A 23,258-nucleotide genomic window follows, 5' to 3' on the forward strand; every position below is an offset into this window, starting at 1 on the left:
TTTTTACAGCAAATCCAAAAAAAGAAATAATATGAGCAAAAAGCACAACTTTAGCGCGGGGCCATGTATCTTACCTCAGGAAGTTTTCGAAAAATCAGCACAGGCGATTTTAGATTTTAACGGAATTGGGTTGTCACTTCTTGAAATTTCGCACAGAAGCAAAGATTTTGTTGCGGTAATGGATGAAGCACGCGCGATTGTAAAAAGACTGATGAACTTAGGAGATGATTACGAAGTTTTATACTTAGGAGGTGGTGCTAGCCTTCAGTTTGCGATGGTTCCTTACAATTTGATGAAAGTAGGCGGAAAAGCGGCTTACCTTGATACAGGAACCTGGGCGGCAGGAGCGATTAAAGAAGCAAAAAAAGTAGGAACCGTTGATGTTGTCGGATCTTCAAAAGAAGAAAATTATTCTTTCATTCCAAAAGATTATACGGTAGGTTCAGAATACGATTATTTCCACTGCACATCAAATAATACCATCTACGGAACTCAGATGAAATCTTTTCCGGAAGTGGATACGCTGATGGTTTGCGATATGAGTTCTGATATTTTCTCTCGACAGCTTGATTTCTCGAAATTTGATTTAATCTATGCCGGCGCTCAGAAAAATATGGGACCTGCAGGGGTAACTTTAGTGGTGATCAAAAAAGAAATTTTAGGTAAAACAGGAAGAGAAAATATGTTCTCAATCCTGGATTATTCTCAGCATATTTCAAAGGAATCGATGTATAATACACCGCCGGTTTTCCCTGTTTATGCATCTTTGCTGACTTTACAACATTTAGAAAACAATGGAGGAATTGCTGCTGCTGAAGCAAGAAACGAAGCAAAAGCAAAACTTTTATACGATGAGATCGACAGCAATCCGTTATTCGAAACGTTCTGTGTAAAAGAAGACCGTTCATTAATGAATGTCTCTTTCAAAATTACCGATGAAAGCAAAAAAGATGAATTTGACGCTGCATGGAAAGCTGCAGGAATCAGCGGACTGAACGGACACAGAAGTCTGGGTGGTTACAGAGCAAGTTTATACAATGCTTTACCTATCGAAAGTGTTCAGGTTCTGGTAGATGTCATGAAATCTATAAAATAGTTTAAAATATTGAAATTCAAATATTTAAATAATTAACGGATATTATTTTAAATTTTCTTAATTTGCGCAACTATTTAAATTTTTAATAATTCACTATTTGATTATTTAAATTAAAAGGAAAACCATGAAAGTTTTAGCTAACGACGGAATTTCGAAATCGGGTGAGCTGGCACTTAAAAATGCCGGAATTGAAGTATTGGACAACAGAGTTGCACAAAACCATGTCATTAATTTCATCAACGAAAATAATGTAGACGTTCTCCTGGTAAGAAGTGCCACGAAAGTGGGACGAGACCTGATTGATGCCTGCCCGAACCTGAAAATTATCGGAAGAGGCGGTATCGGCATGGATAATATCGACGTTGAATATGCCATTGAAAAAGGAAAATATATCATCAATACCCCTACCGCATCCTCAAAGTCGGTTGCAGAATTGGTATTCGGACATTTCTTTTCTTTAGCAAGATTTCTTCACGAATCCAACAGACTAATGCCTCTGGAGGGAGAAACGCATTTCAACGCAATGAAAAAGTCGTTTGCCAATGCTTATGAGCTTTCAGGAAAAACATTGGGAGTAATCGGGTTTGGAAGTATCGGTCAGGAAGTGCTGAAAATGGGAATTTCTTTAGGAATGAAGGTAAAAGTTCTGACAAGAAAACCCAAAACAAAAACACTAACCTTAGAATTTTTCGACGGACAGTCTCTGGATTTTGAGATCACTTCTACCAATGATATGGATGCTTTCCTAAAAGATTCAGATTTTATCAGCATCAATACTCCGAAAACGAATGAATACATCATAGACACACCTCAGTTTGAAAAAATGAAGGATGGAGTCTATATTGTAAATACTGCAAGAGGTGGTGTGATGAATGAAGTGGCTCTGGTAGATTTTATTGAGTCTGGAAAAGTAGCGGGAGCCGCACTGGATGTTTTTGAAAAAGAACCGAATCCTGAAGTACTTTTGCTGATGAACCCTGCCCTGTCGCTTTCCCCTCATATCGGTGGAAATACGGTGGATGCTCAGGAAAAAATCGGAATCGAACTTGCAGAACAAATTATTAAGATAAAAGAAACTATACAGTAAATATGCCTATTTTTAAACCATTTCGTGGAATAAGACCTCATAAAGATCATGAGAGCACCTTCCCTACTCATCCGCTGGATAATTTTACCCAGGAAGAGATCGCGGAAAAAGCTCAAGTTGAAGATACTTACATCAATATGATCAAGCCGTATGTTGTAAGTAAATCTAAAGATATAGACAGGAATTTAAGAAAAATCCGGTCTACATTCGAAGAGCTGATGGAAGAGAAAAAACTCGTTCAGGACAGTTCTGCCTATTATCTTTATGAGCAGATATATCCCAATAAACAGGTTTTCAGAGGCCTTTTAGGACTGGCTAGTATTGAAGATTTTTGGAGTGGCAAGATCAAAAGACATGAGAGTACGATTCCTCAGAAAAAGGAAAAGCTGGCTCATTATCTTGAGAAAGTAAATCTTCAGGCAGAACCTGTTTTGCTTACTTATCCTGCCAATTCTAAGATTGAATTGCTGATGAACCATGAGGAGAAAAATGTTCCTATTTTCAATCATGTAGATACGATCGGGATCAGACATAAAATCTGGAGAATCGACAACCGTCTGAAATTACAGCAGTTCAAGGAAGTTATCGATCAGATAGATTCTTTTTACATTGCCGACGGACACCACAGAATTGGTTCTACCGCATTGAATGCAAAGCGTCAGAAAGATAAAAACAAGAGACATAACGGTACGGAGCTTTACAACTTTGTCTACAGCTTTATTGTTTCTAACCAATCTATTAAAATTCACGATTATAACAGGATCGTAGCGGATATCAACGGTTTGTCAAATGAAGAATTCCTGAAGGAACTGGAAAAATATTTCCTGATTCACGAAAAAGGAGAAACTGCCTACTACCCGTCTCAGAAATTCCACATTTCGATGTATATGGATGGTAAGTTTTACTCTCTTCACGTAAAGCACGACCTGCGTTCCCCGGAAATGTCTTTGGATAATCTTGATCACCATCTGTTGGATAAATATGTTTTCAAGGATATTTTAAAAATTGAAGATCCGGACAGCTCTGAAAAGATTTCTTACGTAAAAGGCACTTCTAATATACAGGGAATTAATCAGTTAAAAGAAAAAATAGATAACGGAGAAGGTAAAGCAGGATTCGGTATTTATCCGGTAAGTTTTAATGATATGATTAAAATTTCTGATCTTAAGCTGAGCATGCCTCCAAAATGTACATTCATTGAACCTAAATTGGTTACAGCACTGTTAATGTACGATATGAAACCTTAGTAAATTACTAATTTTTCCCTACTTTTAGCAACGGAAAAAGAAAGGTAAATAAAAATGAAAAAAATCTTCATTATAATTCCACTCTTTTGGGGTGGATTTTTATTTTCTCAGAAAAAACCACAAAAAAGCCCGGGAAAGAGAACTGCAGTTACGGCAAAATTTAATTATCACGAAGAGTTTAAGAAGATTTCAGACGAAATCATGGTGAACGGAACTGCCTACAACAACCTTGGAGAACTGACAAAAAATGTCGGCTCGCGATTCAGCGCAACTCCTGGGTATACAAAGGCCGTAGAATGGGCAGAAAAAAAGCTTAAAAACATTGATATCCCAATGATCTGGAGGCAGGAAGCCAAAGCGCCGATATGGATCAGGGGAAGAGAATCTTTACAGATAAAAACAGGAAACGGAGACTGGAAAAGTATTAAAATGCTATCCTTCGGCAATTCTGAAGGAACGGGCGGAAAAGATCTTGTAGGCGAAATCGTTTTAATCAGCAGTACATCCGAACTGAATGCCATGGCTATCGGGCAACTGAAAGATAAAATTGTCTTTGTAAATGTTCCGATGGATCCGAAAATCTTCAATACCAGCGATTCTTATTTACTGACGGCAAAATCCAAGCTTATTTCTGCTTCTGTTATTGCTAAAACAGGGGCAAAAGCATTAATTATAAGATCATTAACGACGGCTAATGATGATACTCCGCATGCAAAAATGGTGTATTATGAACCGGATGATAAGGTAAGAATTCCTGCATTATCGATTGGGGTAAAATCTGCTGATGAACTTGAAAAACTATTACAAAAGCAAAAAGTTACCGCCAAGCTTAATATGACTGCCGAATCCAAAGGCGATACCACCAATCCGAATATTATTGCGGAAATTCCGGGTAAAAAAGATTCTAAAGTGATTGTTTTAGGGGCCCAGCTGGATTCCTGGGATTTTGGTGAAGGTGCAATTGACGACGGAACCGGAGTGGTACAATGTATTGAAGTACTGAGAACGCTTAAAGCATTAGGCTATGAAAATAATCATACCATCAGGGTGGTTTTGTATGCCAACAGTGAAAACGGTGGACAGGGTCGCGAAATGTACGCCGCTTACGTGAAAAAGAAAGATGAAAAACATATTTTTGCTTTAGGAACAGATGCCGGAGGCTATTCGCCGAGAGGATTTTCTTTAGACATGTCTCCACAAAGAAGAAGGCAGGTTTTCGAATGGAAAAATTATTTCCTTCCTTACGGCGTTTACGATTTTGAACAGACAGAAGCCATTCAGGATATTTCTCCGTTGAAAAAACTTGATATTCCTTTGGCTGAGCTGGTAGTAGACACTCAAAGATATTTCGATTATCATCATTCGGTAGAAGACACTTTTGATAAGGTTAATAAAAGAGAGCTTCTTCTGGGTGCGGTTGCGATGACACAGATGATATTTATGATTGATAAAAATTGGTAAATGAAAAAGATATTAGGAACATCATTATTACTTCTGAATCTGGCGGTTTTTGGTCAGAGCCAGGAAGATTCTATACAGTTTGCAAAAATTTCTACGGAAATATTAAATAACGGAAAAGGATATACAGAATTAAGAGATTTAACTAAAAATATTGGTCACCGTTTAAGCGGTTCCGAGGCTTATGAAAAATCCGTAAAATGGGCAGAACAGAAACTTCGTAATGCCGGAGCCGATAAAGTGTGGCTTCAGGAAGTGATGATTCCTGTTTGGGTAAGAGGTAAAGAATCTTTGCAGATTCAGACCTCCAACGGAAAATGGAAAAGCTTAAAAATGCTTTCTCTGGGAAATTCTGAAGGTACAGGCGGGAAAGATGTTTCAGGGGAAATCATCATGGTAAAATCGATGGAAGACTATGACAAACTTTCTGCTGATCAGGTAAAGGATAAAATCGTTTTCTTCAACTACCCTTTCAGTCAGTCTTATATAGAGACTTTCAAAGGGTACAGCGATGCCGCAAAGTACAGAACGACAGCCGCTTCGTTAACTGCCAAAAAAGGAGGAAAGTTTGCGATTATCCGTTCGCTTTCTTCGGCTTTCGACAATGTTCCTCATACGGGAGCAATGCGTTACAGCGACGATAAAAAAATTCCTGCCGTTGCCATCGGAAATACCACGGCTGATGAATTGGCAGAACTTTTACAATCACAAAAAGTTACCGCCAAACTCAATTCCAATTGCGGAATGAAAGGTGAAAAATTATCACATTCTGTGATTGGAGAGATCACCGGTAAAAAAGACAAAAGTGTGATCGTTGTTGGCGGACATCTGGATTCCTGGGATGTTGGTGAGGGCGCACATGACGACGGAGCCGGAATTGTCCAAAGTATTGAAGTACTGAGAACATTCAAAAAATTGGGAATTAAAAATAACCATACCATCCGGGTAGTCTGTTTTGCGAATGAGGAAAATGGAGTGAAAGGTGGTGTTCAGTACGGAAAAACAGCCAAAGAGAATAATGAAGAACATCTTTTTGCAATAGAAACGGATGCAGGAGGCTTTACCCCAAGAGGGATTTCCCTAGAAATGGATGATGAAAAAAGAAGACAGATCCAAAGTTGGGCAAAACTGTTTTTACCTTACGGCGTTTACGATTTTACAGGCACCTATTCCGGAACAGATCTTTACCCGCTTCATGATATGGGCGTTCCGACCGCAGAACTGGTTCCTGATTCGCAAAGGTATTTCGATATTCACCACACGGAAGAAGATACTTTTGAAAAGGTGAACCGAAGAGAACTGCTTCTGGGCGCAAGTACTTTAACTCAGATTATTTATATGATTGACAAGAATTGGTAATATAGGAAACCGCTTTTTAAAGGCGGTTTTTTTATTTTTAATCATTAAGAAATTTAAGAGGTTCAAGTTTTTTTAAGAACATCGAAAATGTTTTTATAAAGCGAAACGTGTATTTAAATTTCGGTAATATTACAAGATATGTTTACGCGAAACACTTAAGAAAATCTTCTAAATAGTTCCAATAAAAACCGTTCTGTAAAACCAAAATCAGTTTAAATATTCCTTCTTTTCCATCTTAAAATCAAGAATTTTTCCGTCTCTTTTTATTTTAATAGTAATGGCCTTCAGATTTTTTTCAATTCTGTTGATCGAATAATGACAAACCGAATCGTCATCCAAATTGTCCAGCATAATCTCATTGATACTGATGATAGAATCTCCTATTTTCAGAGGGAAATCCTGCTGTTGAAAAACAAAAGCAACAACCGGTTTTCGATCTATAAAACGGTATGTAAAACCAAAGGATTCAAGCTTGGGAGGGTTGATTTTTATTGGCTTAAGATAGATTTTATTATTTTTCCAGTCAAATATGAATGAGAAATCTTTTAAAAATTCGTTTCCGAGCAGGTCTGAAATGCTTGTAGAAATTATCTCGTCCCGAAAAATACCATTTCCCAAAGTCAATACATCAGTTTTGAAAATGGATGCCGTAGTTGGTTTTGCCACTCCAAATGCACCTGTTGAGCGTGTTCCGAATGTTTCTATTACTTTTCGTGCCTTTTTAGCATCAAACTTCGTGTCTGAAATTTCAAACCTTCCGGAAAAGCCTGTATCAAAAGTAAAGTCTATGTCTTTGTCAAAAAGGCGGGTTTTTACCATTGGAGTTTTCTGAGGTTTCGGATCAAACGGGATGATCGTGGAATAATCTTTCAAATCGAAAAGCGATAAGTCGTTTGTTGCTTCTAAAGAATTTTCAGCATAATTGACTCTCCAAAACAGTTTTGCCATCTGATTGGCCCCTATGATTCCGTCGACTTTCAGACAACCCAGCTCCGCTGAATTAAGATCCAGAACAACAGCTCCAATATTTTTAAAAATCACTTCATCAACGATCATTTCAGGAAGTTCGGTAAAGATCTGCTGCTGAACTTTATCGTTAGAATCGCTGACTGATCTTTTGTACTTTTTGCTAAGATTCAGTTCGTTGTAGATCGCATGAGAAATCACAGTCGGCGCACCGGAGTCGAACAGAAAATTATAGAATTTACCATTAATACTCACCTTCACAAACGGCAGATTATTCTCAAATCTCAGATTGATTTTCTCTACAGGATGCTGAAGTTTTGCTTCTCCTTTTGTGAAAAACTTTTTAGATTGCGCAGAAATTGTAATCGTTGAAAATAAGAAGAGTGAGTATAGGAGTTTTTTCATGGGCTTATTTTACACGAAAATAAGGTTTTTCTTTATTCTTCCCAAGAATCATCATCCACAATAAATTTTAGAAATCTATTTTTCCGTATTAAAAATCAAAAAGCCATCCCATCGGACAGCTTTCAATATCTCAACTCAACTTCTAAATTTTATCCAGAACTTTCTTCGGCAAAACTTTTAATAACTGAGATTTATACTCCTTTTCAACAATCACAAATTTCCAGTATTTTCTGTCTTTGGAAACGGCGCAGGCTCTCATATTCGCACTGATGACATACGCATTTTCATTCGCTAAATATTTCACATTATTTTTACCGTATTTATTCATCAAAGCACTGTTTGCCTTCTTTTTCATATCGTCGCTCAGGGCACCGACATTGCATTTTAATTTTAGAAAATAATTGGCGATGGAGAAATATTCGCCGTTAATCAATTCAGGTTTTTCGATATTTCCAAACTGCAGATTCTGTATATCAATTTTGATGAATGGATTATTGTAAGTCATATTCAGAATCTGGGTCATCTGATCTTTTGAGATAACTGTAAATAATTTCGGATAGATACAGTTGACCGATTGATCAATCTTTTTGGTTTTAATAGTATTGACAAAATACGTCAGATTTTTTTTGATGGCTACATCATCAGAATTTGCTTTTGTCTGCGCAAAAGACAGAAACGACAACAAAACAAACAGAAATAAAAATGATTTGGTTTTCATAATGTTAATATTAATCTGTATTCATGTCAATTCGGGTGGTTTTTCGAAGTAAAGGGAAGGTAAATTGTATTGAAATCTTTTTAATGAACTTCCCGATACACTCCATTTCATTCCGTTACTCGAAGTGACGATGGATTTTTTTCTTGAATCTGTCGAAAGATTTAATACAATCGTTACAAAACTTATTCAACAAAAAAGCCATCCTTTCGGACGGCTTTACATATTTTAAGTTCAGATTATTTTACTTTTACAAGCTCAACATCGAAAACCAACCATGCATTTGGCGGAATCACTCCTCCTGCACCTCTTTCTCCGTAACCCATTGCCGGCGGAATTAGTAAAGTAGCAGTTTCACCTTCTTTTAATAAAAGGATCCCTTCGTCCCAACCTTTGATTACTCTGCCCATTCCGATAGGAATTTCGATTGGCTCATTTCTCTTGAAAGAAGAATCGAATTCTGTTCCGTCTACCAATTTTCCTGCATAATGTACAGAAACGTTATCACCAGACTTTGGAGCTTTACCGTCAGCTGTTTTTGTGATTTTATAGTAAAGACCAGATTCAGTTTTCTGCATTCCTGCTTTTAGATCTTCAACCATTTTCAATTGATTAGCAGCGAACTCTTCTTCTTTTTTCTTTTTGTCTGCTTCTTCCTTAGCAATAGCGATTTTGTTATTTTCTGCGATCTTAGCTTTTCCTTCCGTGAAAGTTTTTGCCGGATCGTAGTTTTTATACTCGTCACCTTTGCTGAATACAGACACTTTTTCTAAAACGATATCTGTTTTAGGTTTATCCTGAGCTCCTTTTTCTACGTTTGCAATGGCATCAATTACCTCCTCACCTTTTACCACTTTTCCGAAGATCGTGTGTCTTCCGTCTAACCAAGGAGTAGCTACTTCTGTAATGAAGAACTGAGAACCGTTTGTATTGGGTCCTGAATTCGCCATAGAAAGGATTCCTTTTCCTGTATGCTTAAGGTCGTTTTTTTCGTCCTCAAACTTATATCCAGGATCTCCCATTCCCGTTCCCTGAGGATCACCTCCCTGGATCATGAAATCTTTGATTACTCTGTGGAAAATCGTTCCGTCATAATAAGGAACTCCTTTAGCTTTTGCTTTGTTGTCGATTTTACCTTCTGCAAGACCAATAAAATTGGCTACAGTTACAGGCGCTTTTTTATCCTCGAATTTTACGATCAAATTACCTTTTGTCGTCTGAAGATTCGCATACAGTCCGTCATTTAGACCTTCGTAAGTTTCTTTGTCTACGTTCATTTTTTTATAAATTGGTGTACAACTCATCAGCGAAATACTTGCCGCCGCCAGAATTATATTCTTGTTAAACAATTTCATTGATTATAATGCTTTTAATTTTATGATTAATGGGATATCATTATCTATTTTTTTCTCATCTCCATACGTTCCATACGCCAGAGAAGACGGAACCAAAAGCGTAACTTCCTCACCATCATGTATAAAACGCAGAGCATCTTCTACAGCTTTTAATTCATCAAAATGTCCGAATTTGGCATCTCTTCTTTCAATCGGTTCATCATAGATTTTCGTCTGATCGAAGTCATAAAGATCATAAGAATAAGAAATCAGCGTATTGTCCTGTCTTCTCTGTCTCTGATCGAAACCTTGTGTATTTACCCAATAATTAAGCTGAGTAGGATAATACTTCACAGGCTGATTATTAATCCATTCCTGCATGAGCATCCTCTCCTGGGTATTAAGGTTCTTCATCCTGTTTTTGGAAACTTCAAGATCATTCTTACTCAAAACACCTCCTACAGGAGGATGAGTCTGCGCATTTTTGCTGCAGCTCACTAAACTTAAAACCGAGATGAAGAGTATTTTTTTCATAAACTTTTGCGAAAATACACATTTCAGGAATCAATTACAAAACTTGACGAATTTATTAAATTAAAAATTTTAACATTTGAAAATCTTCAGATAGTTTGTCATTCTGGCGAAGGAAGAATCTCAATAATCTTTATTAGAGATTCTTCACTCTACTTTGTTCCGTTCAGAATGACAGAAACAAGATTAGTTTAAAACAAAAAAGTCGAGAAAAATTCCCGACTTTCTATTATTTTAAGTTTAAAATTAAACCGTTTCCAGTACGTGATCTACCAAAACTCTCCATCCGAATGGATCTTCCGAAAGGTTTGTCTGAAGATCCACCAAATCATTTTTCAATATTACAGCGAAGCTTTCTTCGTCTGATAATCTTGGTAATTCCAATTTCTCACCGTTGTAACCCAAAGCCTGGAAAACAGTCGTTACAACCGCTGTCCCTACTCCCCAAACTTCTTTCAAAGTTCCGTTTTTCTGAGCTTCTACAACATCGGTTACTTTAATGGGCTCTACTTTTACTTCAATTCCTCTCTTTTTAGCCAATTGAATAAAGCTGTCTCTGGTAACACCGTCAAGGATTTTCTCAGAGGTCGGTGGCGTATAAATGGTATCGTTGATTCTTACGAAAACGTTCATTGTTCCACTTTCTTCGAAATATTCGTGAGTCGCATCATCTGTCCAGATAATCTGCTCATATCCTTCTTCGATCGCCAACTGAGTCGGGTAGAAAGAAGCTGCGTAATTTCCTGCCGCTTTTGCAGAACCTACTCCTCCGCTTGCCGCTCTTGAATAATGATCAGAGATTTTTACAGAAACCGGCTCTGTGTAATACATTTTTGCAGGAGTTGCTACGATGGCAAACATATATTTATTAGCTACTCTCGCTTTCAACGCTTCTTCCGTAGCGAATATCAATGGTCTGATATACAAGGACATCCCTTCTCCCTGAGGAATCCAGTCTCTGTCTATATCCACCAGTGCTTTTAGTCCTTCTAAGAATATTTCTTCAGTTACTTCCGGCATAGCCAAACGCTTCGCCGATTTATTGATACGTTCAAAATTCTTTTCAGGCCTGAAAAGGAAAACCTGTCCGTCTTTGTCTTTATAGGCTTTCATCCCTTCAAAACAAGCTTGTCCGTAGTTTACCCCCATCATTGCAGGCGTAAATGCTAAAGGACCATAAGGAACTAATTTTACATCACCCCATTTCCCATCTTCATACTCGCAAATGATCATGTGATCGATAAAAGTATTTCCGAATGAAAAATTGTTTGGGTCGAATGTAGAAATTCGAGAGTTTTCAGTTTTTTGAATTATCATTTCTAAAATTTTTTATGAGGTTCTACAAATTTAACATAATTTTCTAAATATAAAAATTTTAGAGTAAATTTGTCAAAAAATAGCTTGAAAAGAGAAATTAAGACCACTAATGACGGAAGCAAAACATTGTTTATCAACGATTTAAATGAAAACTATCATTCACACCATGGTGCACTACAAGAAGCCGAACACGTGTTTATTAAAAATGGACTAAATCTAATAAATGATTACGAAATTAATATTTTAGAACTCGGTTTTGGAACAGGTTTGAATGTTTTGGTAACAATTAATGAATATTTAAAAACTGACAAAAATCATATCATCAACTATTTTACTCTGGAAAAATATCCGATAAATGAATCAGAAATGAACGATTTGGCATATTTCGATCTTTTCGATAACCCGGAATTCAAAAATATTTATCAAAAAATTCATCTGGCAGAGTGGGAAAATTCAGTAGAAATCATTAGTAATTTCCATTTAAAAAAGATTAAATGTGACTTCTTCGACCTGAAAAACATAGACTTACCTAAAATCAACCTGGTTTATTTTGATTGTTTTGGCGCAAGAGTACAACCCGATCTTTGGGAAAAACCCCTGTTTGAAATGGTTTCCGACAAAATGGCAGTTAACGGACTTTTAACAACCTACTCCTCAAAAGGCAGCGTAAGAAGAATTCTTCAGGACTTGAATTTTAAAGTAGAGAAAAAGCAGGGACCTCCGGGAAAAAGGGAGATGATTAATGCGATTAAATTATAGGATGGAAGCTTGAGGATGGGAGATGGAAGTTTTTACTACTAACTGTTTTATTATCTGTGAGACTTTGAGTTTTATTCTTTAATATAATATAGATTTAAAATTTCATAACTCTAAGCAGTTGTTAGTAGTAAGCCTCAAGCTCCCAGCTTCCCTCATCCAGCTTTTCTAAAACTTCAAGCTTCCGGCTTCCCTCATCCAGCAAATTTTTCCTACTTTAGCTTTACAAATTATTATATATGATAGATAAGATCAACATTAGGGTCTATGCATGTGCTGTAAAAGATAAAAAGGTACTGACTCTGTTTGAAGAATATGCCGGTGAACCTTTGATGAAATTTCCTGGCGGCGGACTGGAATATGGCGAAGGGGTAATAGATTGCCTTCATCGTGAATTTGATGAAGAACTAAATGTAAAAGTAGAAGTAGCAGAACATTTTTATACTCAGGAGGATTTTCTGGTATCCCGTTTCAGAGAGAACGAGCAACTGCTTACTATATATTATCTCGTAAACATTGTGAATGAAGAAGATTTTTTAATCCTCGACCCCTGCATTGAAAAAGCAGAATGGATTGATATCGACAGATCCGACAATCCGTTTCCGTTACCAATAGACAAAATTGTTTTCGATAAATTAAAAGAAAAATTCCTGTAAAACTTACAGGAATTTTTTATAAAAGTTTATTTATTATTTGTACACTTTAAAATCTTTTGCTCCGGGATAAGGCTGCAAATAACCCGAATTCCAGTTGGACTGCAGCAGTGATTCTAAATATTCATCGGTTCTGTTGGCATGCGGATCATATTTTTCTTTAAGATCGATATCAGCCACTTTTCCTTTTACATTCCACCAGAAAGCAACCCAGCCGCCTCTCAGTTCCTTAATAATTTCATATACATTTTTTCCGGTTGCCCTGTTCATTAATTTTGCAAAAATCTGGCCTTCAGTTGTCGTTAGATCACGCAATTGCTTTTCATATTGGTCGGCCAGAATATTCTGTCTGTCTCTTATATATTTTCTTTTTGCCTTGCTGTCCAGATTGTTCATCTCTGCCTGGATATCCCTGTATTGCTGCAAAGCAGTGGTAAATAACGGATATACTCTGTACAATTTTTTGTTAAGAAAAAAATAGTAATTTCTGTCTAACTGATTATTGAATTTGGGTTTGTTTACTAAAACCAGTTCATCCATAACAATTACAGTTTCACCATTAATTTCATATACCCTCATCTTCTGCCTTTCATCATAGTAATATTTTTTTCCGAATTCATCAGTTTTCAATAATTCCTGGGGATACTGGCTTAAAGGGACCGCTACCACAGAATCCTTCTGTCCGAACGTCGACACCCCCAAAAAGAAAAGAAAAAGACAAACAATCTTACTAAATTTCATTATTTTTACACCTATTAGAACAAAAATTGAACGCAAAAATCATTCCTTTTTATGAAATTTGAAAAGAAATCATTAAAATTTTTAGAGAAATATTTAAACACATCATCTCCAACTGGTTATGAGCATGAAGGCCAAAAAATATGGATGGATTATATCAAACCGTATGTAGATAAGATTGAAGTGGACCATTACGGAACATGCTATGGGATAATCAATCCGGAGGCGGAATTTAAAGTAGTGATTGAAGCCCATGCTGATGAGATTTCCTGGTATGTCAATTACATTACGGATGATGGTTTAATCTACGTCATCAGAAACGGAGGTTCAGATCAGACAATTGCTCCTTCAAAAGTGGTTCATATTCATGGCGAGAAAGGAATTATAAAAGGTGTTTTCGGATGGCCGGCGATTCATACCAGAGCTAACCAAAATGAGCCAACTCCAAAAATTGAAAATATCTTCATCGATTGTGGTGCTACCTCCAAAAAAGAAGTTGAAGACATGGGAATTTATGTAGGATGTATGATTACGTATCCTGATGAGTTCTTTGAAATGAACGAACGTTATTTTGTCTGCCGAGCTTTAGACAACAGAATCGGCGGATTTATGATTGCAGAAGTTGCAAGACTTTTAAAAGAAAATAAAAAAACAATTCCATTTGGGCTTTATATCACAAATTCTGTTCAGGAAGAAGTAGGATTATACGGTGCTGACATGATCGCAGATACCATTAAACCAAATATCGCCATCGTAACAGACGTTACCCACGACACTACAACCCCTATGATCGAAAAGAAAAAAGAGGGAGATCAAAAATGTGGCGACGGACCGGTAGTTTTCTTTGCACCGAGTATCCATCATACCATCAGAGAATTAATTATCGATACCGCAAAAACAAAGAAAATTCCTTTCCAGAGAGCTGCGGCAAGCCGTGCAACAGGTACCGATACCGATGCCTTTGCTCACTCAAATGGCGGGGTTCCAAGTGCATTAATCTCTTTGCCATTGCGTTACATGCATACCACTGTGGAAATGGTTTCTAAAGAAGATGTAGGAAATGTGATTAAACTTATCTACGAAACGCTTCTGAAAATACAGCCGGAAATGAAACTTAAATATCATTAACAGAAGTAAAACAGACAAGTAAAAATGAAAACAAAGCTTATAGCTCCTTCTCTTTTAGCCGCAGATTTCGGGAATCTTCAAAGAGACATTGAAATGCTGAACAATTCTCAGGCAGACTGGATCCATGTAGATGTAATGGACGGCAGATTTGTTCCTAATATTTCGTTCGGTTTTCCCGTGATGAAAACGGTACAGCAGCATGCTAAAAAATTTGTGGATGTGCATTTAATGATTGTTGAACCTGAAAAATATGTTGACGAATTTGTTAATCATGGCGCAGATCTGATCTCTATTCATTATGAAGCATGTACTCATCTTCACAGAACGATTCACCATATTCAAAGTTTGGGGGCTAAGGCAGGAGTTGTATTAAACCCTTCCACACCGGTTTTAATGCTGGAAGATATCATTGCTGATGTAGATCTGGTATTATTGATGAGTGTAAATCCGGGATTCGGAGGACAAAAATTCATTGAGAATACTTACAAAAAAATTGCAGAAACAAAAGACATGATCTTAAGCAATAATTCTACTGCATTGATTGAGATTGACGGAGGAGTAAATTTAGACAATGCAGCAAAGCTGTTCGAAGCAGGAGCCGATGTCTTAGTAGCAGGAAATGCAGTTTTTTCAGCAGAAAATCCGGAGAGAACGATAGAGCTTTTAAAAATTTAATCTCTTTTAAAATATCTAAAAAAGGCAACTCAGTGAGTTGCCTTTTTCAATGAAATTTAAGCTTTAATGGTTATTAGTTTAAGACTTGAATGCTTTAAATTTTCTTTCTCTTATGATGATGTAAAGATGAGCAAAAAAACAGATACAAAACATCCGTAAAAACACGGTATTTTTATACCAGTATTTCTACCTATGCTTAATTTTTATTAAATAAGTTTGTTTAAACTAATTTAAATTCAACCACAAAAGTCACAAAAGATATTCTTCCAGCTATTATTAGATAATAAGAGCTCTCAAAAGGATAAAAATCAAAGATTTTTTAAAACTTATGTGCTCCTTTTGTCAGTTTAATGATAAACTTTAAACAAATTATCTAAATCTTTTGTGTCTTTTGTGGTTAAATAAAAAGTGTAAACATGCTTAATACTTCAACTTGCCCATACAACATATAAGAATTATTCATGTCCTTAAAACAAAAATCCGAAGAATATATTCTCCGGATCTTATATTTTGATATCAATTTTTCTTAGAAAATTTCTCTTCCTGAAAAATGGAACTGAGCTTCAATTAAAGCATTTTCGTCAGAATCTGAACCATGAACAGCATTTTCTCCGATGCTTCTCGCAAACATTTTTCTGATGGTACCTTCTGCAGCTTCAGCAGGATTGGTAGAACCAATTAACGTTCTGAAATCTTCAACAGCATTATCTTTTTCAAGAACAGCAGCTACAATTGGGCCAGAGCTCATAAATTCAACTAATTCTCCGTAGAAAGGTCTTTCAGCGTGTACTTCATAGAATTTTTTAGCATCAGCCACAGTAAGCTGAGTTAACTTCAACGCCTTGATTTTGAAACCTCCTTCTGAAATCTTTCCTAATATAGCACCGATATGTCCGTCTGCAACTGCATCAGGCTTAATCATAGTGAATGTAATGTTAGACATAAATGTATATTTTTTTAATGGCGCAAAAATACAAAAAAATATTTTGATTTTTATTTTAAAATAATTTTAACAAAAAAATAACTTTTATTAAGAAATTATGAATTAAACTTTGGCACAGTAATTGTTTATACTATTACGATTCTCATGTTTAATTTGAGTTTTCATGGTTATTAGTTTTTACCCAGCTTCGGCTGGGTTTTTTATTTTCCATATTCCCCAAATTCTGTACCTAACCCAAAGATTATTAAATAATTAAACTCTTGTTTAAATTTTACAGCTTCTATAAAATTAAATAAAAACAAAATTTTATCTTTTGAACGTAATATTAAATTCTGGTCACAATGATCTCCAGTTTTAAAGATTATTCATACTCTGTCACACTCAATAAAAATTTAATTGAGTTTTTTAAGTATAAAAATTAAAAGAAATTATTTTTGATTGGCTTCTTCCGCCTCTTCCATTAATTTAATATAGGTGGAATATCTCGAATGCTGAATTTCTCCGGTTTCTAACCCATCAATTACCGCACATTTCGGCTCATTGATGTGAAGACAATTGTGATATTTGCATTCTTCCCGCTTTTTGAAAATTTCAGGAAAATAATGCTGCACTTCTTCTTTCTCAATATCTATCATCGCAAATTCACGGACTCCCGGTGTATCAATTACGTTACCGCCAAAATCCCAAAAGTGCATCTGGGCGAATGTTGTGGTATGTTTCCCTTTTAAATGGGTATCCGAAATTTCGGAGGTCTTTAAATTCAGCCCGGGTTGTAATGCGTTGACTAAAGTAGATTTTCCACAGCCGGAATGCCCGAAAAATACTGACGTTTTGTCTTTAAGGATACCCTGTAACTGATCTAAATTAAGTCTTGAATAGGAAGAAATTTCCAAAGATTGATATCCTATTTCATTGTAAAGAAATTCGATATCTTTTACAATCTCGATTTCGTCTTCATGTAAAACATCGATTTTATTGAATAGAATTAACGGAGCAATATTGTATGCTTCGCAACATGCCAAAAACCGGTCAAGAAAGCCCAGTGAAGTTTCCGGATGTTTTAAGGTAAAAATAAAGCAAGCCAAATCAATATTAGAAGCAATAATGTGCGCTTCTTTTGAAAGGTTTACAGATTTTCTGATCAGATAATTTCTGCGCGGTTCAATTTTTGTGATCCAGGCAATATCATCCTGTTCTAACTGAAATTCTACGAAATCTCCTACAGCAAGCGGATTGGTTAATCTGGTTTTAATTAATTTAAATTTTCCGCGAATTCTGGCTTCGAAAATTTTTCCGGTTTCTGTTTCCAAAACCTGATACCAACTTCCTGTAGATTTAATGATTTTTCCTTTCATATATTAAGCTGGTGCAAATATAAGGAATTCAGATCAGGTTTGAAGGCTATTGGGGTATTAGAGTTTTAGTGCATGAGAGTTTTAGGGTATTATAAAAATTCATTTACTATTACACTAAAACTCTCAAGCTCTACAACGCTCCCACTTAATTATCTATCAATCATAATACTGTTCTGAACTTCAATAGATTCCTCATGAATAGCTTTGAAAACCTTTTCAATGAATTCCTGAGACATTCCTGTTTCTACAGCCTTCTGATTGGCATATTCTGTAATTTCTTTCCAACGTTCAGGCTGAAAAATCGCAATATCATTCTCTTTTTTCAGCTTACCAATTTTTTCGGAAATCTTCATCCTTTGAGCCAACAACTCGATCAGTTGAAAATCGAGATCGGAAATCAAAGTTCTGTGTCTTCCCATGTCCTCTTCAAACCCTGCCAATCCGGAATTTCTTACCTTTAAATTCCCGATTAATTCCGCCAAAACTTCCGGTGTAATCTGCTGAGCAGAATCGCTCCATGCTTCATCAGGATTAGAATGAGATTCGATAATTGCGCCCTGGTAGCCCACATTTAATGCTTCCTGGGTAATGTCCGCCAAACCTGTTCTGTTTCCACAGATATGCGAAGGATCAATCAGCATCGGGATATTAGGAAACTGACTCTTGAAATCTAAAGCAATCTGCCAGTTGGGATTGTTTCTGTATTTCGTTTTCTGGTACGTAGAAAATCCTCTGTGAATTACCCCTAAATTGGTAATCCCCTGCCCTAAAAGCCTTTCCAATGCACCGATCCATAACGCCAAATCGGGATTTACCGGATTTTTAACCAGAACTGTTTTCTCTGTTCCTCTCAGCGCCATGGCAATTTCCTGAACGGTAAAAGGGTTTACTGTGGAGCGCGCTCCGATCCAAAGAATATCTACATCTGCTTCCAGAGCTGCAAAAACGTGGTGAGCATTAGCTACTTCCGTTGCTGTTTTAAAACCGTACTCTTCCTTTACTTTTTTCAGCCAGTTTAGACCGATAACTCCTACTCCTTCAAACCCGTTCGGTTTTGTACGCGGTTTCCAGATTCCAGCACGAAAAACTGATACATTTGCATTGCTTTCCTTAATCCTTTTTGCCGTTTCCAACATTTGCACTTCACTTTCAGCACTGCATGGTCCCGCAATCATCATAGGCTGCTGAAACTCTTTAATCCATTCGTTTTTCAGATCTTTTAAATCCATATCATTAATTATTTTTATTCAAATTTTTTGTTTATATACCTCAATAGCAATTGCATTATAAAGTTACTTTATAATTCTTTCGAAAAAATGGCCGTTAAAATTTTTTTAAGGATCAGGAAATAAGACGAAATCTATAATTCCTAAAATTTTTTGGAAAGAAATTTATACTAGCAATACCAATAATAAAATCGATAATACGTTCTGAAATTTCTAAAATAAGAAAAGGAAAAGCCAAAAAAACCGCTAAAGAATTGAGCGGGTGCAAAAGTAGACGTGTATGGCTTTAATAAGTTTTCCACCTGTAGATGTCTATTTCTAGCTTTTCTATATTAATCTATAAATTGTCAAAAAATGATTTTTTGTACAAATATTTGACAAATATATAAAATTTATTTAAATACAAGGTTTTGAATTAAATTATTTTTAACTCAGAAATAAAAAGAGATCTTGAAAATTCCAGACATCCATTACCTCAGGTTATATTCAGTCAGTATGAATTTAAAGCTTTAGTTCTGTAAATATTTAAGTTAAATCAAATCTCATGAGATCATCAAGATCTTTTAATAAAGGATTTTTTTCAATGAATTTTTCAAAGATTTTCCTTTTGGTCATTACTTCCACCTTCAGGCTTTCGAAGTCTCTTTTATATTCAATCTCGATGGAAAAATTGTGAACTTTTGTTTTAAAATGATTAAAAAACTCCCTGCTGACCTTATCAAATTCAATTTTAGCTGAATCTGAAGGATAGGAAACAGTGATCTGATTTTCTGCAGATTTGCTTAATTTAAACGTTTTAATGGCATTAAAAACAAAGGTATCTTTTTTCTGAAGCTGCTTCAGCAGAAGATTCCATTCCGCTTGAAGATCGGTATCGGTAAAATGATGTTGGGGGAGGTTTTCTGTTTTTACGGCAACGACTTCTTCCTTTTCGGTCTTTTCTTCTTTATTTAAAAAAGAATTGATGCTGAAACCAGAAGATATGGCTTGCTTAGATAATGGCTTAGTCGTTTTTTTGACTTCAACTTCCTGAGGCGCCGTAACGCTAACAGGCTGCTTATCTTCAACTTTCGCTTTTACCTGCTGAGATTTTTCCGCTGATTTTATTTCCTGCTTCTCAATGAGAAACGGAGCCAGAATTATAAACTTTTTTTTTTAGCAACGTCTGAATTAGCCGTCAAAGAAGCCAATTGCATTAAAGCAATTTCTACCGTAAGTCTAGGATTTTTAGAATTTTTATAATTGATATCTGCATGGTTACAGATTTCAATGGCATCAATTAACTGTTGGGGATTCCATTTTTGTGCCTGTTCTACAAATTTGGCCTTTGTCTGTTCCCCTACTTCAATCAGATCAATGGTAGAAGCATTTTGAGCCATCATTAAATCCCGGAAATGATTCCCTAAGCCGGCGATAAAAATATGAGGATCAAATCCTTTTTTCACAATTTCATTAAATGCAAAAAGCACATCGGGAATTTTATTTTCTTTGGCTAAATCTACAATTTTTAAATACTGATCATAATCCAGAATATTTAAGACTTCAGCTGCTTTGGCTAAGGTAATATTCTTCTGAGAGAATGTAGAAAGCCTGTCGAAAATAGAAAGTGCGTCTCTTAGTGCACCATCCGCCTTTTGGGCAATTAAATATAAAGCGTCATCTTCATACTGAATATTTTCTTTCTGAGCAATCGTTCTAAGATGTGCCTGAATATCTTCAATAACAATTCTTTTGAAATCGTAAATCTGACAACGCGATAAAATGGTAGGAATAATCTTATGCTTTTCCGTGGTTGCCAATATGAAAATGGCATGAGCCGGCGGTTCTTCCAATGTCTTAAGGAATGCATTGAAAGCAGCAGAAGACAGCATGTGAACCTCATCGATAATATACACTTTGTATTTACCGACCTGAGGTGCAAAACGAACCTGATCTATCAATTCGCGGATATCATCAACCGAATTGTTTGATGCGGCATCCAGCTCGTAGATATTATAGGCAAAACCATCTTCTGATACAGAACCGTCCTTTTCGTTGATCTTTCTGGCCAGGATTCTGGCGCAAGTGGTTTTCCCCACTCCTCGAGGGCCACAAAAAAGAAGAGCCTGTGCCAATTGGTTTTCACCAATAGCATGTTCTAAAGTATCTGTAATGTGCGATTGCCCAACAACAGTGTCAAACTCCTGAGGACGATACTTACGAGCAGATACAATAAAATTTTCCATTGGCCAAAAGTAAGAAATATAGTTCTAATTTAAAAATGAAAAGTTTTCAAATTATCAACAAAACTTATTTGGGTCAAATAGGAAAACTTTTTTTCATCTTTATTTTTCTTCGTAAGCAAAATCAATAATCTCGGTAATTGCTTTCTCAATTTCTTTTCTGCCTTCTTCACTCTTAAGGTCGATACCACAGAATACACTTGCGTTGTATGCCGTATAAAGATTAAGATAATAAGCTCCCGAAACCAAAAGTGCAGCAATGGCACGATATCTCATTGACTGGTCTTTGAAATGAGGGTCTACGATGTGCGTAAACAACTGCTCTCCCATTTCTTCTCTTTCGTCTGCCACTTTCTTCAGAATAGGTTTGCTTTCTGAAAGCCCCCAAAGTATGATTTTCTGAAGCTCTTTATTTTTCTTGATATGTTCAAACTGGTTAAGAATGGCCACCTTTGAAAGTTCTTTTCCTCCGTCCGAAATATCGACATGAAGATTTTCTTCATTGGTTTTGCTCCAATAATCCTGCGATCTGATATACTCGTCTATGAGTTTTTCGGTACTCCCGAAATACTCATAGATAAGCTTTTTATCGAAACCGGCTACTGCAGCAATTTTACTCACTTTCAGACCAGAATAACCTTTTGTTCTTAAAATTTTACCAACTGCTGCCAGCAGTTTTTGTTTTGTTTTTTCTTTGTCCCTAATCGGGCCCTGTACAACTTTTCTTGGCATTTGTTTTATTATTTTTTTGCAATATGCAACTTTTTATTGATATCATCAAATGCATTAAGCGTTTTATCAAGATGTTCTATTTCATGAGATGCCGTTACACTCATTCTGATTCTCGCATCTTTTCTCGCTACAGCAGGATACATAATCGGGTTTGTATAAACCCCTCTATCCAAAAGCATTTTACCTACATCCATTGTAATATGGGGATCTCCTATCTTCACAGGGACAACTGCAGAACATGTAGTTCCTGTTTCCAATCCCATATCATCCAACCCTTTCTTAAAATAGTTGATATTCTCCCATAGTTTTGTTCTTAATTGCGGCTCTTCATCAATTAAATCGATTGCCTTAATTGTTCCGGCAGCCGTTCCCGGAGGTATCGTAGCCGAAAAGATCTGCTGACGGGATTGGAATCTGATAAAATTGGTAAGTGTTTTATTAGCAATTACATACCCGCCAACATTACCAAATGTTTTACTGAAAGTTCCCGTGATAATATCGATCTTATCTAATAAACCTGTATCTTCAATAGTTCCTCTTCCTGTTTTCCCCAAAATACCTACCCCGTGCACATCATCAATCATCAGGTAAGCATTGTATTTCTTTACTAAATTGTAAATTTCCTCAATAGGTGCTGTATCTCCATCCTGAGAATACACTCCGTCGATAACGACTAATTTTGTACGGTATTGCTGTTCAGAAGTTTTCAGAATATGTTCCAAAGCCTCTAAATCATTATGAGGGAATGTTTTTCTGTTGGTAAGAATACATCCTTCATAAACACTTGCATGCACCGCCATGTCAATAATAGCAATATCTTCTTTCTGAAGAAGAATCTGTAAAGTGGCACTGTTTGCCGTATATCCTGTTGTAAATGTTACCGCTTCATCTTTAGAACGACCGAAAAACGAAGCAATTTTTGTTTCAAGTTCGTTATGATAAGAATAATATCCTCCGATAAGCGGTGTTGCCGCAGAACCTGCACCAAATTCCTTAATTCCTTCTATTGCTGCCTGCTTTACTTTCGGGTGCTGGGTAAGCCCTAAATAATCGCTGGTAACGAAGCTTACCATTTCCTTTATGGCGTCGTCTTCGCCTATATTCATTACAGAGCTGCAACCTGTGTTATTTTGTAGTCTGTAACGGTGTCCGTTGGTCTTCATATATTCGATAAAATCGTAATAGATATCTGCACGCTGCATCATATCGAACCCCGGAATATTTTCAAAATCCTTGAAAGTCGCTGTTGAAAAGTTAATGTCCATCCTTAATTTGTTAGCTGTTTTATGTTTAAACAAATATAGGATTATTTTAA

General features: G+C 36.2%; 21 protein-coding genes. 9 read left to right on the forward strand and 12 right to left on the reverse strand.

Annotated features, from left to right (window positions below):
* Positions 1-31: 31 nt before the first annotated feature.
* The 5 genes from serC to BUA89_RS14445 all read left to right on the forward strand — a co-directional run bounded on the left by serC (position 32) and on the right by BUA89_RS14445 (position 6,247).
* Positions 32-1,096: a 3-phosphoserine/phosphohydroxythreonine transaminase gene (gene serC / locus BUA89_RS14425; RefSeq protein WP_072959367.1), complete on the forward strand. Its 1,065-nt coding sequence runs from the start codon at positions 32-34 to the stop codon at positions 1,094-1,096.
* A gap of 124 nt (positions 1,097-1,220) precedes the next feature.
* Positions 1,221-2,183: a D-2-hydroxyacid dehydrogenase gene (locus BUA89_RS14430; protein WP_072959370.1), complete on the forward strand. Its 963-nt coding sequence runs from the start codon at positions 1,221-1,223 to the stop codon at positions 2,181-2,183.
* A gap of 2 nt (positions 2,184-2,185) precedes the next feature.
* Positions 2,186-3,430 (forward strand): DUF1015 domain-containing protein, encoded by a 1,245-nt coding sequence (locus BUA89_RS14435; protein WP_072959373.1) that lies wholly within the window; start codon positions 2,186-2,188, stop codon positions 3,428-3,430.
* 54 nt (positions 3,431-3,484) lie between these two features.
* Complete coding sequence (locus BUA89_RS14440) at positions 3,485-4,891, forward strand: M28 family peptidase (RefSeq protein WP_083531688.1); 1,407 nt, start codon at positions 3,485-3,487, stop codon at positions 4,889-4,891.
* The gene (locus BUA89_RS14445) at positions 4,892-6,247 is read left to right on the forward strand and encodes a M20/M25/M40 family metallo-hydrolase (RefSeq protein ID WP_072959377.1); all 1,356 of its coding nucleotides are present in this window, start codon (positions 4,892-4,894) and stop codon (positions 6,245-6,247) included.
* Between the two features lie 207 nt (positions 6,248-6,454).
* Here BUA89_RS14445 and BUA89_RS14450 read toward each other — a convergent pair whose 3' ends face one another.
* The 5 genes from BUA89_RS14450 to BUA89_RS14470 all read right to left on the reverse strand — a co-directional run bounded on the left by BUA89_RS14450 (position 6,455) and on the right by BUA89_RS14470 (position 11,515).
* Entirely contained in the window at positions 6,455-7,618 is a 1,164-nt protein-coding gene (locus BUA89_RS14450; protein ID WP_072959380.1) for an aspartyl protease family protein, read from the reverse strand.
* A 142-nt stretch (positions 7,619-7,760) separates the two neighbouring features.
* Entirely contained in the window at positions 7,761-8,336 is a 576-nt protein-coding gene (locus BUA89_RS14455) for a hypothetical protein (RefSeq protein WP_072959383.1), read from the reverse strand.
* Positions 8,337-8,572: 236 nt separating this feature from the next.
* Positions 8,573-9,610, reverse strand: coding sequence for a peptidylprolyl isomerase (locus BUA89_RS14460; protein WP_228420566.1), 1,038 nt, complete (start codon positions 9,608-9,610; stop codon positions 8,573-8,575).
* Between the two features lie 81 nt (positions 9,611-9,691).
* Positions 9,692-10,201 (reverse strand): FKBP-type peptidyl-prolyl cis-trans isomerase, encoded by a 510-nt coding sequence (locus tag BUA89_RS14465; protein WP_072959390.1) that lies wholly within the window; start codon positions 10,199-10,201, stop codon positions 9,692-9,694.
* A 243-nt stretch (positions 10,202-10,444) separates the two neighbouring features.
* Entirely contained in the window at positions 10,445-11,515 is a 1,071-nt protein-coding gene (locus BUA89_RS14470; protein WP_072959393.1) for a branched-chain amino acid aminotransferase, read from the reverse strand.
* A gap of 84 nt (positions 11,516-11,599) precedes the next feature.
* Between BUA89_RS14470 and mnmD the strand changes: the two genes are divergently transcribed.
* Positions 11,600-12,274 (forward strand): tRNA (5-methylaminomethyl-2-thiouridine)(34)-methyltransferase MnmC2, encoded by a 675-nt coding sequence (mnmD, locus tag BUA89_RS14475; RefSeq protein WP_072959396.1) that lies wholly within the window; start codon positions 11,600-11,602, stop codon positions 12,272-12,274.
* Positions 12,275-12,510: 236 nt separating this feature from the next.
* A complete protein-coding gene (locus tag BUA89_RS14480; RefSeq protein ID WP_072959399.1) occupies positions 12,511-12,927 on the forward strand; it encodes an NUDIX domain-containing protein in 417 nt (138 codons plus the stop codon).
* A 33-nt stretch (positions 12,928-12,960) separates the two neighbouring features.
* Here the strand turns inward: BUA89_RS14480 and BUA89_RS14485 are convergent, their stop codons facing one another.
* Positions 12,961-13,665, reverse strand: coding sequence for a DUF4294 domain-containing protein (locus BUA89_RS14485; protein ID WP_072959403.1), 705 nt, complete (start codon positions 13,663-13,665; stop codon positions 12,961-12,963).
* A 51-nt stretch (positions 13,666-13,716) separates the two neighbouring features.
* On the opposite strand from BUA89_RS14485, the gene chrP reads away from it, so the two are divergent.
* Together chrP and rpe are read left to right on the forward strand one after the other, a co-directional pair.
* Positions 13,717-14,790 (forward strand): chryseobasin maturation metalloprotease ChrP, encoded by a 1,074-nt coding sequence (gene chrP, locus BUA89_RS14490; RefSeq protein WP_072959406.1) that lies wholly within the window; start codon positions 13,717-13,719, stop codon positions 14,788-14,790.
* Positions 14,791-14,814: 24 nt separating this feature from the next.
* A complete protein-coding gene (rpe, locus tag BUA89_RS14495) occupies positions 14,815-15,465 on the forward strand; it encodes a ribulose-phosphate 3-epimerase (RefSeq protein WP_072959409.1) in 651 nt (216 codons plus the stop codon).
* A 526-nt stretch (positions 15,466-15,991) separates the two neighbouring features.
* Here the strand turns inward: rpe and BUA89_RS14500 are convergent.
* From BUA89_RS14500 to BUA89_RS14530, 6 genes are all read right to left on the reverse strand, one after another.
* On the reverse strand, positions 15,992-16,408 hold the full coding sequence (locus BUA89_RS14500) for a nucleoside-diphosphate kinase (RefSeq protein ID WP_072959412.1): 417 nt from the start codon (positions 16,406-16,408) through the stop codon (positions 15,992-15,994).
* Between the two features lie 428 nt (positions 16,409-16,836).
* Positions 16,837-17,763, reverse strand: a complete 927-nt coding sequence (gene rsgA, locus BUA89_RS14505) for a ribosome small subunit-dependent GTPase A (protein WP_072959415.1) — start codon at positions 17,761-17,763, stop codon at positions 16,837-16,839.
* Positions 17,764-17,912: 149 nt separating this feature from the next.
* On the reverse strand, positions 17,913-18,992 hold the full coding sequence (locus BUA89_RS14510; RefSeq protein ID WP_072959418.1) for a chorismate mutase: 1,080 nt from the start codon (positions 18,990-18,992) through the stop codon (positions 17,913-17,915).
* 1,136 nt (positions 18,993-20,128) lie between these two features.
* The gene (dnaX, locus tag BUA89_RS14520) at positions 20,129-21,214 is read right to left on the reverse strand and encodes a DNA polymerase III subunit gamma/tau (protein WP_072959425.1); all 1,086 of its coding nucleotides are present in this window, start codon (positions 21,212-21,214) and stop codon (positions 20,129-20,131) included.
* A gap of 99 nt (positions 21,215-21,313) precedes the next feature.
* A complete protein-coding gene (locus tag BUA89_RS14525) occupies positions 21,314-21,943 on the reverse strand; it encodes a TetR/AcrR family transcriptional regulator (RefSeq protein ID WP_072959428.1) in 630 nt (209 codons plus the stop codon).
* An 8-nt stretch (positions 21,944-21,951) separates the two neighbouring features.
* Entirely contained in the window at positions 21,952-23,208 is a 1,257-nt protein-coding gene (locus BUA89_RS14530) for an aminotransferase class I/II-fold pyridoxal phosphate-dependent enzyme (RefSeq protein WP_072959431.1), read from the reverse strand.
* Positions 23,209-23,258: the final 50 nt, after the last annotated feature.

Origin of the sequence: Chryseobacterium arachidis, assembly GCF_900129245.1 — a bacterium.
Lineage (GTDB): Bacteria > Bacteroidota > Bacteroidia > Flavobacteriales > Weeksellaceae > Chryseobacterium > Chryseobacterium arachidis.

Excerpts from the sequence above, each read along its gene's own strand:
- BUA89_RS14510 (WP_072959418.1), bottom strand. The coding sequence starts at position 18,992 with ATGGATTTAAAAGATCTGAAAAACGAATGGATTAAAGAGTTTCAGCAG.
- rpe (WP_072959409.1), top strand. The coding sequence starts at position 14,815 with ATGAAAACAAAGCTTATAGCTCCTTCTCTTTTAGCCGCAGATTTCGGG.
- BUA89_RS14445 (WP_072959377.1), top strand. The coding sequence starts at position 4,892 with ATGAAAAAGATATTAGGAACATCATTATTACTTCTGAATCTGGCGGTT.
- BUA89_RS14455 (WP_072959383.1), bottom strand. The coding sequence starts at position 8,336 with ATGAAAACCAAATCATTTTTATTTCTGTTTGTTTTGTTGTCGTTTCTG.
- BUA89_RS14470 (WP_072959393.1), bottom strand. The coding sequence starts at position 11,515 with ATGATAATTCAAAAAACTGAAAACTCTCGAATTTCTACATTCGACCCA.
- BUA89_RS14480 (WP_072959399.1), top strand. The coding sequence starts at position 12,511 with ATGATAGATAAGATCAACATTAGGGTCTATGCATGTGCTGTAAAAGAT.
- dnaX (WP_072959425.1), bottom strand. The coding sequence starts at position 21,214 with ATGGAAAATTTTATTGTATCTGCTCGTAAGTATCGTCCTCAGGAGTTT.
- BUA89_RS14450 (WP_072959380.1), bottom strand. The coding sequence starts at position 7,618 with ATGAAAAAACTCCTATACTCACTCTTCTTATTTTCAACGATTACAATT.
- chrP (WP_072959406.1), top strand. The coding sequence starts at position 13,717 with ATGAAATTTGAAAAGAAATCATTAAAATTTTTAGAGAAATATTTAAAC.
- BUA89_RS14430 (WP_072959370.1), top strand. The coding sequence starts at position 1,221 with ATGAAAGTTTTAGCTAACGACGGAATTTCGAAATCGGGTGAGCTGGCA.
- BUA89_RS14440 (WP_083531688.1), top strand. The coding sequence starts at position 3,485 with ATGAAAAAAATCTTCATTATAATTCCACTCTTTTGGGGTGGATTTTTA.
- BUA89_RS14500 (WP_072959412.1), bottom strand. The coding sequence starts at position 16,408 with ATGTCTAACATTACATTCACTATGATTAAGCCTGATGCAGTTGCAGAC.
- BUA89_RS14530 (WP_072959431.1), bottom strand. The coding sequence starts at position 23,208 with ATGGACATTAACTTTTCAACAGCGACTTTCAAGGATTTTGAAAATATT.
- rsgA (WP_072959415.1), bottom strand. The coding sequence starts at position 17,763 with ATGAAAGGAAAAATCATTAAATCTACAGGAAGTTGGTATCAGGTTTTG.
- BUA89_RS14465 (WP_072959390.1), bottom strand. The coding sequence starts at position 10,201 with ATGAAAAAAATACTCTTCATCTCGGTTTTAAGTTTAGTGAGCTGCAGC.
- BUA89_RS14485 (WP_072959403.1), bottom strand. The coding sequence starts at position 13,665 with ATGAAATTTAGTAAGATTGTTTGTCTTTTTCTTTTCTTTTTGGGGGTG.
- BUA89_RS14435 (WP_072959373.1), top strand. The coding sequence starts at position 2,186 with ATGCCTATTTTTAAACCATTTCGTGGAATAAGACCTCATAAAGATCAT.
- serC (WP_072959367.1), top strand. The coding sequence starts at position 32 with ATGAGCAAAAAGCACAACTTTAGCGCGGGGCCATGTATCTTACCTCAG.
- BUA89_RS14460 (WP_228420566.1), bottom strand. The coding sequence starts at position 9,610 with ATGAACGTAGACAAAGAAACTTACGAAGGTCTAAATGACGGACTGTAT.
- BUA89_RS14525 (WP_072959428.1), bottom strand. The coding sequence starts at position 21,943 with ATGCCAAGAAAAGTTGTACAGGGCCCGATTAGGGACAAAGAAAAAACA.